Source organism: Candidatus Nitrosopumilus sp. bin_7KS (assembly GCF_054095835.1).
In genome coordinates this window covers 178,629-191,773 of the sequence record NZ_JBSWSO010000002.1, presented here as the reverse complement: position 1 = coordinate 191,773, position 13,145 = coordinate 178,629, and the positions used below count along the sequence as shown (strand labels likewise).

17 protein-coding genes and 1 tRNA gene are annotated in these 13,145 nt (G+C 34.0%); 8 read left to right on the top strand and 10 right to left on the bottom strand.

Annotated elements, in window-relative coordinates; genetic code table 11:
• Positions 1-381 precede the first annotated feature (381 nt).
• The gene (locus ACW9W4_RS01470; RefSeq protein WP_457760762.1) at positions 382-1,896 is read left to right on the top strand and encodes an ABC transporter substrate-binding protein; all 1,515 of its coding nucleotides are present in this window, start codon (positions 382-384) and stop codon (positions 1,894-1,896) included.
• Positions 1,897-1,991: 95 nt separating this feature from the next.
• On the opposite strand, the gene ACW9W4_RS01465 is transcribed toward ACW9W4_RS01470, so the two are convergent.
• Positions 1,992-2,537, bottom strand: coding sequence for a hypothetical protein (locus ACW9W4_RS01465; RefSeq protein ID WP_457760761.1), 546 nt, complete (start codon positions 2,535-2,537; stop codon positions 1,992-1,994).
• 161 nt (positions 2,538-2,698) lie between these two features.
• Between ACW9W4_RS01465 and ACW9W4_RS01460 the strand changes: the two genes are divergently transcribed.
• On the top strand, positions 2,699-3,370 hold the full coding sequence (locus ACW9W4_RS01460) for a TIGR00266 family protein (RefSeq protein ID WP_457760760.1): 672 nt from the start codon (positions 2,699-2,701) through the stop codon (positions 3,368-3,370).
• Here the strand turns inward: ACW9W4_RS01460 and ACW9W4_RS01455 are convergent.
• The 7 genes from ACW9W4_RS01455 to ACW9W4_RS01425 all read right to left on the bottom strand — a co-directional run bounded on the left by ACW9W4_RS01455 (position 3,367) and on the right by ACW9W4_RS01425 (position 7,483).
• Positions 3,367-3,606, bottom strand: coding sequence for a hypothetical protein (locus tag ACW9W4_RS01455; RefSeq protein WP_457760759.1), 240 nt, complete (start codon positions 3,604-3,606; stop codon positions 3,367-3,369). The genes ACW9W4_RS01460 and ACW9W4_RS01455 overlap by 4 nt on opposite strands.
• Positions 3,607-3,662: 56 nt before the next feature.
• Positions 3,663-4,409: a thermonuclease family protein gene (locus ACW9W4_RS01450; RefSeq protein ID WP_457760758.1), complete on the bottom strand. Its 747-nt coding sequence runs from the start codon at positions 4,407-4,409 to the stop codon at positions 3,663-3,665.
• Between the two features lie 38 nt (positions 4,410-4,447).
• Positions 4,448-4,870 carry a Kazal-type serine protease inhibitor family protein gene (locus tag ACW9W4_RS01445; RefSeq protein WP_457760757.1) on the bottom strand — a complete coding sequence of 141 codons (423 nt, stop codon included), beginning with the start codon at positions 4,868-4,870 and terminating at the stop codon, positions 4,448-4,450.
• 363 nt (positions 4,871-5,233) lie between these two features.
• Positions 5,234-5,419, bottom strand: coding sequence for a hypothetical protein (locus ACW9W4_RS01440; protein WP_457760756.1), 186 nt, complete (start codon positions 5,417-5,419; stop codon positions 5,234-5,236).
• Between the two features lie 35 nt (positions 5,420-5,454).
• On the bottom strand, positions 5,455-5,673 hold the full coding sequence (locus tag ACW9W4_RS01435; protein WP_457760755.1) for a hypothetical protein: 219 nt from the start codon (positions 5,671-5,673) through the stop codon (positions 5,455-5,457).
• Between the two features lie 64 nt (positions 5,674-5,737).
• On the bottom strand, positions 5,738-6,457 hold the full coding sequence (locus ACW9W4_RS01430) for a hypothetical protein (protein WP_457760754.1): 720 nt from the start codon (positions 6,455-6,457) through the stop codon (positions 5,738-5,740).
• A 45-nt stretch (positions 6,458-6,502) separates the two neighbouring features.
• Positions 6,503-7,483: an aldo/keto reductase gene (locus ACW9W4_RS01425; RefSeq protein WP_457760753.1), complete on the bottom strand. Its 981-nt coding sequence runs from the start codon at positions 7,481-7,483 to the stop codon at positions 6,503-6,505.
• 76 nt (positions 7,484-7,559) lie between these two features.
• On the opposite strand from ACW9W4_RS01425, the gene ACW9W4_RS01420 reads away from it, so the two are divergent.
• From ACW9W4_RS01420 to hisS, 3 genes are all read left to right on the top strand, one after another.
• On the top strand, positions 7,560-8,120 hold the full coding sequence (locus tag ACW9W4_RS01420) for an HD domain-containing protein (protein WP_457760752.1): 561 nt from the start codon (positions 7,560-7,562) through the stop codon (positions 8,118-8,120).
• Positions 8,121-8,174: 54 nt separating this feature from the next.
• Entirely contained in the window at positions 8,175-8,573 is a 399-nt protein-coding gene (locus ACW9W4_RS01415) for a hypothetical protein (protein WP_457760751.1), read from the top strand.
• 191 nt (positions 8,574-8,764) lie between these two features.
• The gene (hisS, locus tag ACW9W4_RS01410) at positions 8,765-10,048 is read left to right on the top strand and encodes a histidine--tRNA ligase (RefSeq protein WP_457760750.1); all 1,284 of its coding nucleotides are present in this window, start codon (positions 8,765-8,767) and stop codon (positions 10,046-10,048) included.
• On the opposite strand, the gene ACW9W4_RS01405 is transcribed toward hisS, so the two are convergent.
• The gene (locus ACW9W4_RS01405; protein ID WP_457760749.1) at positions 10,029-10,694 is read right to left on the bottom strand and encodes a translation initiation factor IF-6; all 666 of its coding nucleotides are present in this window, start codon (positions 10,692-10,694) and stop codon (positions 10,029-10,031) included. The two genes, hisS and ACW9W4_RS01405, sit on opposite strands and share 20 nt — an antisense overlap.
• Positions 10,695-10,823: 129 nt before the next feature.
• Between ACW9W4_RS01405 and ACW9W4_RS01400 the strand changes: the two genes are divergently transcribed.
• The 3 genes from ACW9W4_RS01400 to ACW9W4_RS01390 all read left to right on the top strand — a co-directional run bounded on the left by ACW9W4_RS01400 (position 10,824) and on the right by ACW9W4_RS01390 (position 12,143).
• A complete protein-coding gene (locus ACW9W4_RS01400; RefSeq protein WP_457760748.1) occupies positions 10,824-11,333 on the top strand; it encodes a 4Fe-4S dicluster domain-containing protein in 510 nt (169 codons plus the stop codon).
• 104 nt (positions 11,334-11,437) lie between these two features.
• Positions 11,438-11,986, top strand: a complete 549-nt coding sequence (locus ACW9W4_RS01395; protein ID WP_457760747.1) for a 4Fe-4S dicluster domain-containing protein — start codon at positions 11,438-11,440, stop codon at positions 11,984-11,986.
• Positions 11,987-12,059: 73 nt separating this feature from the next.
• Positions 12,060-12,143 (top strand) — tRNA-Ser (locus ACW9W4_RS01390).
• Positions 12,144-12,146: 3 nt separating this feature from the next.
• Here the strand turns inward: ACW9W4_RS01390 and ACW9W4_RS01385 are convergent.
• Complete coding sequence (locus tag ACW9W4_RS01385; RefSeq protein WP_457760746.1) at positions 12,147-13,097, bottom strand: replication factor C small subunit; 951 nt, start codon at positions 13,095-13,097, stop codon at positions 12,147-12,149.
• Positions 13,098-13,145: the final 48 nt, after the last annotated feature.

Genomic DNA, 13,145 nt, shown 5'->3' with positions numbered 1-13,145 from the left:
AATGTTGCCACAGCTATTCTCATAGTGCATTACTATTCCGTGGTCCAGTTTGGTTGTTCCGATATATTTCATGGTTGTTCTTTGCAAATTTTTTACTTAACAAAGTGCGTGTTCAAATACTACAACTGCTCCGGATCTCTGTCTAGGTTAATCCCTATGGATTCTGCCCATGCTGATAGTTGTTCAATGAACTCCTCTTCTTCTTCTGTAAGCATGAAAAAATTATCCAAAATTGTTTAAAAGAAATTACTAATGATTTGTCCATCTTTCTATGGGTGAGAAATTACTATGCCTAAAACTGATCAAATCGGACATTTGCATATAACAATTACCACAGGATCCTTCGTGTTTCTTTATATCTATGAGAAAAAAAGTCTAGCAATGAAAAGCACACAACTTCTAAGCGTTGTATTTTCACTGATTATGTTTACTGGCGTTACTGCTGGAAACACGGCATTTGCTGATTCAGATGAACTCGATGATATTCTAGAAGGCTTTTGTGAAATGACTTTGGATGAACAAAGCGACATCCTATCAAAATATGAACTAGATGAATATGCAGAGAAACTTGCAATCATCTGTGAAATAGAAGATGAGGATGAACGTAAGAATTCACTCGATGATGTCATTGATGCAATAGACCTGGAGACACGAGATGAAACAGACGATGACGATTCAGACGTAAACGACGACAGATACAAAGATGATTTTGATCTTGATGACTTACTTGATAGATACTGTGAACTAAATGATGATAAAAAACGTCAATTACTAGCAGACCATCCAAGACTTGCACCATTTACTGACAGACTAGCAAACTATTGTGATTTGTCTGAAGAGGAACAAGATGCAATCGATGAACTCATTGAAGAGCATGGTGATAAAATCAGAATGGAACTCAGAGATTATGTTAAAGATAATCGTATGGATTACAAAAAAGACATGAGAATGATGCTGGACAAATACTGTGATATGACAGATGCTGAGAAAAAAGCACATGTTGCAGAACATGACAAAGCAGAAGACCATGTTGAAAAGATGAATCGATACTGTGTCCTAACTGATGAAGATTCAAGAATGAAATTCATTGAAGAACACAAAGACGAATACATTGCCCATATGGAAGACAAGATGCATGACCAAAAAACTGTCCACTTGGATTATGAGAGATTCTGTAAACTAACTGATGCGGAACTTGCAGCAAGTACATTTGATGCAGAGTTTGTTGAGAAGGCATCTGAATGGTGTGAAATGACACCTGAAGAAAAAGAAGCCTACAAGATGGAGCATCATGAAAAGATGGGAATGCCTCATGAGTTTGATAGAATGTCAGACGTTGCAAAGGACAAAATGTCTGATGTGGCCAAAGACAAGCTACATGACAAAATGGTAAAGTTCTCTGACAAATCTGACCGTCTAAAGGCCATGATCATGGACAAACGTGATATCTCTGATGAAAGAGCAGATGAAATCAAGAAGAAATTTGAATCAAAATTCGGAGAAGATTCTGATAAGAAACGTTCTGAAATCAAGATGAAATACAAAGATCACATGTTAAAGATGAAATTCAAAATGTCTGATGAACGCAAATCTGATGTTCGTGAAAGGCTAGCAGAGATGAAAGCCTACAAGGCAGAACTCCGCGAAAAATCATCTGAATTATCTGACGAGCAAAAACAACAACTTAGAGAAGAATTCATTGAAAAGGCAAAAGACATGCAGCTTGCATGGATTTCCCCACGTACACAAATGACTGCAGGAATTGATTCTGCAGAAGTAGAGTGTCGTGAAGGATACAGTCTTGTAATGAAGGCATCAAACGGTGTGGCAATGTGCTTACACGCAGATTCTGCACTTAAGATGATAGATAGAGGAATTGTAGTTCCTGCTAACTAATCTTTCTTTTTTATTTTTAAAATTAAGGGATTTACTAATTATTCCAATAATCCTGAGGGAATTAATGATCAAATATTCATGAATGAATTTTGAAATTACATTCCTCCACGATTATCATTCCAATCCCTGTCTAACAATTTTTCAATTTCTTGAGCTGTTTTTGCAGTTGCATATGTTATTTTGTTTGTATCTATCAATCTAAGATCTACTTTTTTCTCTTCTGCCCAATGATTAACTGAACTTATTGTTCCATTCTTTATTGACTCATTAACTGATATTGACTTTGAAACAAAATTCATCATTCTAGTATCTATATCTAAAATCATTTTCTCAATTGATAGTTTTAATGATATTTCTTTTACATTTTCTAATTCTTTAAACAATCTTGCTCTTTGCGATTCTAATCTATGCATCTGTTTCATACACCATGAATCTAAATCATAACTATTCCATTCTTTTGTGAGTATAGCATACCAATAATTGATATCTGAATTAATGGTATTACGATTAATTTTCATCATTTCCGAAATTTTTACTGCAGAGTATCCTCTTTCAAAATGTAATCTAAATACTTCATTTTGACGTTTTATCTTGTCATCTTTTGTATATCGTCCACCTTTCTTTTCTTGTACCAATGCCATGTTTTACTAATCATTCTTTTCTCATTTACTAGATTTCAAGTGTTTTTAGCTAACCTTGAGTCAACACTAAATCAATTATAATATCTCAAAAAACTGCATAGTTCTGCATAGTTATCACGCCTAAAGAAATATTCAAATCATGATACTATAATACACAACCATTGGAATACCAAATTCTAAAAAACCCGATGGGATTAATCGAATTCACACTAAACAAAGATGAAAAAGTTACAGCAGAGGCTGCATCCATGGTATACATCAAAGGCAACATCCTAACTGATACTAGAATGCGAAAGGGTGGCTTTCTAAAGTCTATCAAGGCTGCAGCATTTGGCGGTGAATCATTTTTTGTAAATGAGTTCATCGCACAAGAGGACAACTGCAAGCTGGGTCTAACTGGTAATACATTGGGAGATATCCAGGTAATCAAAATACAAGAAGAGTTTATTGTTTCATCAGGTGCATTTGTAGGTTCAACTGGAGACCTAACACTGGATACTAAATGGCAGGGATTCACAAAGGGAATCTTTGGAACAAACATGTTCATGCTAAAGACAGTCGGCAATGGAGAAATCTTTGTAAACGCATGGGGTGGAATCATCTCACATACACTAAACCCCGGTGAGAAGATGATAATTGACAACTATCAGCTAGTGGCGTTAAGTTCCACGGCAGGCTATGAAGTTAGAAGACATGGCAGTCTCAAAACAACTCTGTTTGGAGGAGAAGCCCTAGTAATTGAAATCACGGGTCCTGGAACTGTCTACATTCAAACAAAGAATGTCATGGAGTTTGTACGCTCTATAATTCCATTCTTGCCAAAGAGAAACTAATCCTTTAGCTTAGCTAGTATCTTTTCATATTCTTTGAAATTATCTAATTCTTCTAGTTTCATAATTTGCAGCAAATTAGCTGCCTCATCTACAAGCTTGTCTAGTCTTCTCAGTGATTGCTCGTATTCTTTGTCTTCTTTGTTTTCCCACTTTTCTAGTCTTTCCTTGAAGAATTCAATACGGCCAAGCTTGTAGTCTATTTCACTTACCAAAATCTTGATAGATTCTAGCTTCATTACTTTTTTCAAACAATTGCAAAATTAAGTATATCTTTAATTTTCAGCAAAGAAATCTAGGATTCGCAACCAATGCCGTCTCCATCTCCATCAAACCCATGTGGATCAGGTGATAGCACTGTGAATCTTTTCTGTGCAATGTCACCGCAATCCAAGTCTGGTGGATATGGTACAATGCAAAAATCAGGATATGAAGAATCACAATTATCAGACAACTCTACAACTTCAGGCATTACACATCCGAACTTTTGAGCCCATGGATAATCTGAAAACTCACTGATATCACAATATCGTGTAGAAATTTCTGCATGTCCGTTGTACAGTAATGCAGAGTTTAGTGATTTCCCATCACAGAAAATATTTGCAAGTAATCTATCGTGCTGGTCATAAAGCTGCATATCATCTTGATCAATTGTGATATAACTTCCTACAGGACACATTTTAGCAGTAAATGTAGTGGCCTCAATAAACCCTGGCTCATTTTTCTCAGGTGTATCAACTAGGGACAGTCTGATTTTATAATTTGCAGTGTAGATAGTATCCCCATCAATTACTTCTGTGATTAACTGTGAAATGCATATGGCATCTCCAATGCATTTGTGAGAATCAAAATCTTTCTGTGTTTGGACCGGCTTATTTTTATAAATATTCTCAAATTGTTTTTGTCCTACTTCTTTAGCTGCAAGTCCTGTCTTTTCTCCTGTGACAATATCTGTCCCAGTTTGTGATTGGTATACTAATCCAGCTGCTATAAACAACACAAAGGGTACAACAACTAATGCTGCAATGGATAATGGCTTCACAATGATTTTTTAAAATGTATGAACTTAAGAGTTACGTTTTATTTTGGTGGATTTGTTGAAACAATGCATTCTCCTTCATATTCAACTTTAATTCCATGACATGCTGCATCTTCAACACCACAACCATAAGTAATTCCATCTTCACCGCAAACCGGATCATAAACAAGACATTGAATTGAACAATCTGATTTTGATTCGTTGGGGTTGGTAGGTGGATTCAATCTTTGCTCTTCATCTATTCTGTCATAGCAATCTTCTAGTTGGTCTGGTTGGCCTATGAATTGCTCTCTACACTCTTGTTCAAGGTATGTTTTTTGATATAATTGCCATGTGGCCTCATCACGTGATTCTTCAGATGTATTTTCAAAATTTTGTTGAGGCATTGACTGTACGAAAAAAACTGCAAAAACTGCGGCAACAATAATTGGAATTACTATTGCAATAATTAGGAAAGGCTTCATTTCTTTTCCTTGTTGTCTTTTTTATTAAATATAATATCTGAATCTCCTTCTTTCGTTTTGTATTCCTCAAATTCTTTTTTCTGTTTTATCATAATTTTCCTATATTCTTCTTCCATGAGTTTTCACAAAGAATTCTCAACATAAGCGTATTGGAATCTAATTCGCCGAATCAGATTCTTCATACTTTTCCCAAATCCCCATCTTCAACCAACAACTGTTACAAGTAGTTAGTTTATCTTTTACTTGATCATGTGAGATAGAATGACTTTCATGGCAAATCTCACAGGTAAAATATTCTGTAATCATCTCTGACATGTTTAAATTTTGAAATCATTTCATTAAAGCATCACTATACAATGTAAATTAGATGCCAAATGATTTGGATTTTTTTTCACATTTGGGACAATTCATACCTCTTGTCTCAAGCCCACACTTTTTACAAAATATATCAATTCCTGCAACTTCACGTGGATTGGTCCTTGAAATTTTTACAATTAGAATTAATACTATCAAAACTCCTATTGCAATTCCAATGTATGCGAGTACCATGTATACAGTACTACTTCATATCTTAAAAATCAATTCTATACTGTCAAAACATACTGATTTGCCAAAATTCTCTTGATATCATCCAAGTATTGCCGCCTTGTACTACTAACAAATCTCCAGCGTGTTTGCATTTCATCTTCTAGTATTTCAAAAACTAGATCAATCTCTTCACCTGAATTAATTTCACGTTTAGCAATAACCATTAATTCTTGTAGTCGTAGTTTCTTTCTCCAAGTGTGTGCACAATCGCTCATTTTATTTTCTAACTCATTAATACTCTAAAAGGATCACTATACATTGAATCTATTTTTTACCGACTCAAATAGAGATATTATTTCCAGGAACTACTTTGTTGATTTTAGGAATGTCATGAATTTCTAGTCCTTCTAAATATTCTATTTGTTCTGAAATTAATTTTGAATCCCCAAATGAAATTAAAATTCTATCATTATGTCTTATTTCATAGATGTTGATGTTTGAAATAGATTTCCCATTTACCAAAAACACTATAGAATTATTTTTATCAATGCAGTGTTCATTTGTACCTGATTGATAACTTAACTCTATGCAATTTTCTGTTATTTTTAATCCAAATGATGTAAACAACATATCCAATGGAACATTAGTTGCATGCTTGTGAATTAAGTATGGGTTGTTATTTTCAAAATGAATGTACTTACTTTGAATTTGAAACTGTGGGTGTGAAAAATCTAATTGATTACCATTTACAAAAACTGTTAATGCTGCATGTGCATGCTCACTCCCAAATTGTCCAACTCCGTAGTGTTTTGCCATCTTTTCCTCCAATGTCTTAAAGGTAGTATTATCAAGAATTTGTGAATCAATTTCACTCTGATTTAGAAAATAATATGCAAATACTCCTGCGGCAACTATGACGAAGGCTATTCCAAATATTGCAAGTGACTTGCCTTTTGATTTTGTTTCTATTTCTGGTCCAAAATATGCAGCGTCGCTCTCATCTATTCTTCCTGGAAGACTAAAATCAGAATCTTCTTTTGGTAAAGCTCCGTCATTCAAGTAATTTCTCTAGTCTTTTAATCGTATAAATTTCCATATCTGGAATTATCTATATTCTCCACCACAATCTCCAATGACATCAAAGAGATCATTTGATTTTTCAGTAATTGAATCAATCATTGAAATGTCTTGAGAATCAAGTTTCACATCAAAGACTTTGGCATTGTCTTCTCTATGTTGAGAAATACCTAATCTTGCTCCAATAATAACACCTGCAACTTGTGGTTTATCTAATACAAATCGAGTTGCAATATTTGCAATACTACAATTGTGTTTTTCTCCAATACTATTCATTATAGATAATAATTCCTGGAATAGTTGCCATCCTCCCCATGCATCAATCATGTTTTTGTATTTTTGAAGACTAGATGTTGTTAAATCACCTCTATGTGGTTCATCAACTCCTATGTATTTCTCTGAGAAAAATCCTCCAAGCAATGTTCCATAAGATAGAATTTTTATTCCATGTTTTGCAAAAAATGGGGACATGATCTTTTGAGGTCTCTGATCTAAAATAGAATATTGGACTTGGTTTGATACAATATTGTGCCCATGCTCTTTCATTATTTTAACTCGTTCAGTATCAAAATTTGTTAGGCCAATGTGTTTGATTTTACCCTCACTTTGCAATCCCGATAAATTATTCATTGCATCAAGATAACTTGAATCACTATAATCCCACCAGTGAAACTGAAGTAAATCAATACAATCTGTTTTCATTTTTTCTAATGATTGATCAATATAGTGTGAAACAATACTTTTACTCATTGGACCTGAATTTGGAACAAACTTTGTTAGTGCTTGAAAATTATTTCCAACTGAATCTCTAAATTTTCCAATTAAAGATTCTGCAGGACCGTAAATGTCCGCCAAATCCCATGTTGTAAATCCTGAATCTTGATATTTTTCCATATCAGTTACTGCTGATTCTGAATCAATTTGACCATGGCCTCCAGCAACTTGCCACATTCCATTAAGAATTCTACAAATCTCTAAATCCCCTAGGAGTGTTTTTTCAATTGGCATAGTATGATACAATTTTTCTTTGGAATATAGTTTACTTGGCTAATATTGAACAAAACACTGAGAAATTTAGAATATTTTGGATCTAGTAAAAAGTGTAGAATTATTTGCAAAGAGCAAACATGCAGGGCAATTCAGAGAAGATGGTATTACACCATATTCAAAACATCTTGATGATGTTGTAAACCGACTCAAAAGTTTGGGTATAATTGATGAACAAATATTTTGTGCAGGATGGCTACATGATACTATAGAGCAAACAGAAACCACTTTTGATGATTTGTATGAACAATTTGAAAGTGAAATTACAGTATTGGTGTCATCTGTATCTAAAGACATGAAATTGTCTAGAAAAAAAAGAGAGCGAGCATATACAATTCAACTCAAAGAATCATCATTTAGTGCAAAATTAATCAAACTATGTGATATTTCTGCAAATCTGGGAGAATTGAAAAATTCTACAGCATCAAAATCAAAAAAATTACGACTAGTAAAACAACAAAGACATTATCTTAGTATTATCAAAAATGATATTTTAGGAAATCCAAACTACCCATATGTTCAATCACTTATAGAGAGTGCAAATGTAATTTTTATAAAATTTAATCAGAGACCCCTTTCAGTCCAGTTAAAGTCATGAACTAGCCTCAAATCACTTCAATAATTTTAAATTCCCAAATTTTTTAGTAAATACATGAGTGAAAATAAAGATTTTGAAATTCTAGATAAACTAAACAACAAGTATTTCACCGAATTAGAATTTTCAGTTCCACATATACAACAAACATTATTTGATTTACAAAATGAATGCTACAAGACATGGAGAAATGCAATTACTGCAAATACATCACTATACAAAGAATTCTTATCTGATTCTGGATTGACTTTTCCAAAAAGTGCACAAGATATTGTAGAGAGTATGAGTGAAGAGGCTCTAAAATTTAGATCTATTTACAATAAACTTGCAATATCAAATATTGAATCAATAAAAAACACTGCAAAGACATGGAATGACAATGCAGAAGGATTTACAGATTTGAATAGAAAAATTATGCACTATTGGCTATCCGCATTTTCTCCAAAAATAAACTAGTCAAATATTACAACTGCAGTTATTGCTAAAAGACTTCCAATTATGGCAATTACTGCTAACTTACTTGTATCACTCCATCCTTCTTTTACGGTAACTTTCATGATATATGCATAAATTTTTTGAGTTCACTTAAGCCTATTGCTAGTTATCACAGAAATATCTAAATCACTACTATCTAACATCTAATTAACTTGGAATTACCGCGAGGAATGAAAGACTTTGAGGGAGATGAAAATGCAAACATTGAACACATTAGGAATCATTTCAAGAAATTATCAAACTTGTATGGATTTTCGTTTATGGATCCATCACCAATTGAACTATTATCTACCCTGGAAACTAAATCTGGTCCAGGAATTAGAGATGAAATTTACTTTTTTAAAGATAAGGGAGATAGAGAAGTAGCATTACGTTTTGATTTTACGATGGGACTCACAAGATATGCTACAGCCCAAAAATCAATGAAGCTTCCAGCAAAAATATCTGCGTTTGGAGGCGTGTTTAGATATGATGAACCCCAAAAGGGTAGATATCGTTACTTTCACCAATGGGATATCGAAATTTATGGCAAAGCTAGTCTTGAATCAGAAGCTGAAATCATAGAAATTACATCTAGATTATTTGATTCACTCTTACTCAAAGATATCACAATTGACATCAATCATAGACATCTTGTAGAATCATTCATCAACAAAGTCTTTGATTCAAAAGATCCAGAATTAGTTGCTGATATTTTACGTGCAGTAGATAAAATTGCAAAAAAATCAAAAGAGCAAATTCTAAAAGAATTTCAAGAAAAGGGATATGACACTGAAAAACTTGAAAAAATTTTAGAGTTTTCCCAAATCAAAGGCTCAATTTCTGAAGTTGAAAAAGCATTTGATGTTTCACAACTAGAATCCTGGGATGAACTCAAAGCATTAATTGATTCATTGGAGAATAGAGGAGTTTCAAATGTTAGAATTAATTTTGGAATTGTTAGGGGATTGGATTACTATTCAGGAATTGTCTTTGAAGTCTTTGATAAAAATTCAACTTTAGGTGCTTTAGCTGGTGGAGGTAGATATGATACTCTAACTAAGGCATTTAATAGAGAAGATATTGGTGCAACAGGAGTTGCTGGAGGAGTTGAGAGAATAATTTTGACAATGCAAGAGCAAAAAATAATTTCAGAAACTAAACAAAAAAGAGTTGCAGTATTGTATATCAATGAAGAAATGCAAAAAGTTGCTCATTCAATTGCATCGTTACTTAGACTTAACAACATTCCAACTGATATTGATTTGTTAGGACGTAACATGAAAAAACAAATGGATATTGCAACAAATTCACAATTTGCAATTATAGTTGGACCTCAGGAATTAGAAAATGGAAATGTAGTTCTAAAAGATATGATAAATGGAACTGAAGGAACTATCTCTTTAGAAAAACTAACTGAAGATCCAAAATCTATACTTAATTTAGAAAAGCTCTAGTCAACATCATAATCTCAGGTCCACTTGTCAATGAACCCACAACTACACAGTGATTATTCACCAAAATCCCTGATGACACATATGGAACTCCGTTGTTGATTGAACTCTGCTCAATATTTGTGCCTAATACATTGGCTATTGTCTTCATATCTTCTTCATCTGCTTCTGGATGGATTGCAGCACCAGTTGCATTGGCAACAAGTACAACCCCTGTTTGATTAAATCCTGCAATTTTTTTCTGAATTACTTCTACTCCTAATACATCTGAAATTGTTTGGCAATCTTGTTTTGATAACCAAGGTGATACAACTGCGCCTTTGTCATTTGCACAGATTACATTTCCTAGTGCATTAAATTTTGTATCAAGTACACCAACTTCTAAATCTGTTTCATCTTTTAGATAATCATATTCATTTTGATAAGCAGTATTTGGAAGTAAGATTCCTTTATTGTTCATAACTGATAATGCGCCGATAAGTCTAGTGTTTGCAATTGCAGTATGATGAATTTGAATATCTAGATATTTTGCAAGCTTATCTGCTTTGGTTTGAGCAAATCCCATTGGAACTAGACCAATGCTATCATTGACAGTAATGTATACTCCAAGGTTTGGTCCTCTATACACATCATACTTGATAATATCCATATCCAGAGAATTAACACTTGATCGTTATGAACGTAAGGAAATTTTTCGTTCCTAATTGATCGATCCTTCACTTGCCTGTTAGAAAAACAGCTATCTAGCTTTAAATAATAACTACTAGAAAATTGTATCATGCCAATAGCAGAAAATTTCCCTGAAGGCCTAAAGCCACTTGGAAAAATTAACCTCGATGATGGAAATTTCCATATCATGTGGGGTCCAGGTAAAACCAAAAACACTGATGGTTCACAACCTGAAACATTAGCAGATGCAGACGTTGTTGCAGCATATGCAGCAAGAGGCGAAGAACAAGTTCCTCTTGGTGTCAGCGGTACAATGGTTGCAGTAGATTGGGATTCTTGTGTTGCAGATGGTGCTTGCATTGAAGCTTGTCCTGTACAAGTATTTCAATGGTACAGAACCGAAAAAGATATTCCAGCAAAAGATGTAGTTGGTCAAACCTTTGCAGGTACTGGCAGTGATGTAAAAGACGAGCGCAAAGACCTTACAGATAAAGCAGATCCAATCAGAGAACATGATTGTATTTGGTGTATGGCTTGTGTCTCAGTGTGTCCACCAGCAGCTATTAAGGTAGATCAATCAAATGTTGAAAAACACGAAAGTGCTGCAAAAACTTTGTAATATCTAGAATCTAAACCTAAAAATTTTTAATTTTTATATTATTTTTGAATTTAGTCCCAACTAATTTTCTCTAGCTTTAAATAATATTCTACAAGTATGATATTATGGTAGATCTACAAATTCCTGAAGACTTTTGTCATAATGACGTAAAGCCAAAAGGAAAAACAAGTCATTCAGATGGTGAAAATCTTCATTTTATCTGGGGTGACGGAAGATCCGATGGTGCAGCATTCTCAAACGACGATGTAAAAGCAGCCTATGAAGCAAGAGGAGAAACACAAGTTCCTCTAGGAATTCATGGTACTACTGTTGCAGTCGATTGGGATTCATGTGTTGCAGCCGGTTCATGCATGAGTGTATGTCCTGTTCAAACCTTCCAATGGTACAGAACTGAAAAAGATATTCCAGCAGACAAATGTATGGGAGAAACTTTTGAAGGTACTGGTAAAACAGAACAAGATGAAAGATTAGATTATACAGACAAATCACAACCAATCAGAGAACATGATTGTACAGTTTGTATGGCATGTCAAGAAATCTGTCCTGAAGGAGCTATTCGAATTGAATCATCAAATCAAGAATGGCATGAGAAGGCAGCAGGAACATACGTTAAAATGCCATCAAGTGGTGGCGGACCTCACGCACACGATTAAAGAAAATTTTTCTTTTTTCTTATTTTTCTATTTTACATCAACAAATTTTAACCGCTTTTCTCCAAGATTTTTTGCAGAGGTCGCCTAGCCCGGTAGGGCGCGGGCCTTGAAAGCCTGTGTTCGCAAGGACACGGGGGTTCAAATCCCCCTCTCTGCGTTTTTAATTTTCTACTTTAGCTAATTCTGCTAACATTGCAGATAATTGAATTTCAGAATTTGCTCCTACTAGAACTCTATAATCATACTTAGCAATTATCTCTAAAATATCTGCTAATTTTTCATGTTTTGATTTGAATACTGCAGAGTTGATGTATTTTAGAAAATCAGATTCTGACATTCCATAAACTTTGATTAACTCTATCATTTTTTCTCTGGCTTCGGGAACTTTTCCAGACAATGCAATTTTTAGAACTTCATCAACATCAGAAGTCTTTGTCAAACCTGCTGAAGATATTACATTCTCTTCTGTAATTCCGCCAAGACTTGCTGTTGCTTGCATTAAGTTAATTGCATGTCTCAAATCTCCTTCAGAATAATCGTAAATTGCTTTGAGACCTTTTTTGTCCACTTTTACTTTCTCTTTTTTAGCAATTTCTTCTAGTCTTTCAATTATATCTGCTTCAGGAATTGATGTAAATTTGAAGGTGGCACACCTACTCTGAATTGGGTCTATAATTTTTGAAATATTATTTGCAATGAAAATAAATCTGCATATTTTTGCAGTATCTTCTATAATTCGTCTTAGAGCTGTTTGTGCATCATTTGTCATCTCATCGGCTTCATCTAAAATAATAATTTTGAATGGAACTTCAGCCATTCCTGCAAATCTTGAGAATTTCTTTACTTTCTCTCTGACCATTCCTATTCCTCTCTCATCAGATGCATTTAGCTCTAATGTGTAGTCTTTAGAATAATCTCCTAAAATCTGTCTTGCAATACATAATGCAACTGTTGTTTTTCCAACACCTGCAGAACCTGAAAACATCAAGTGTGGCATATCTGTTGGATCTTTGATTAAAGCTTCAAGACTGCCAATGATTTCTGTTTGGTTTACAACTTCTGAAAGTTTCATTGGTCGATATTTTTCTACCCACATCCCAGTTGCAGTCATGAGTATCAAAGACTAAATCCCATTAATAAATCCGAATTGGTTATTGTC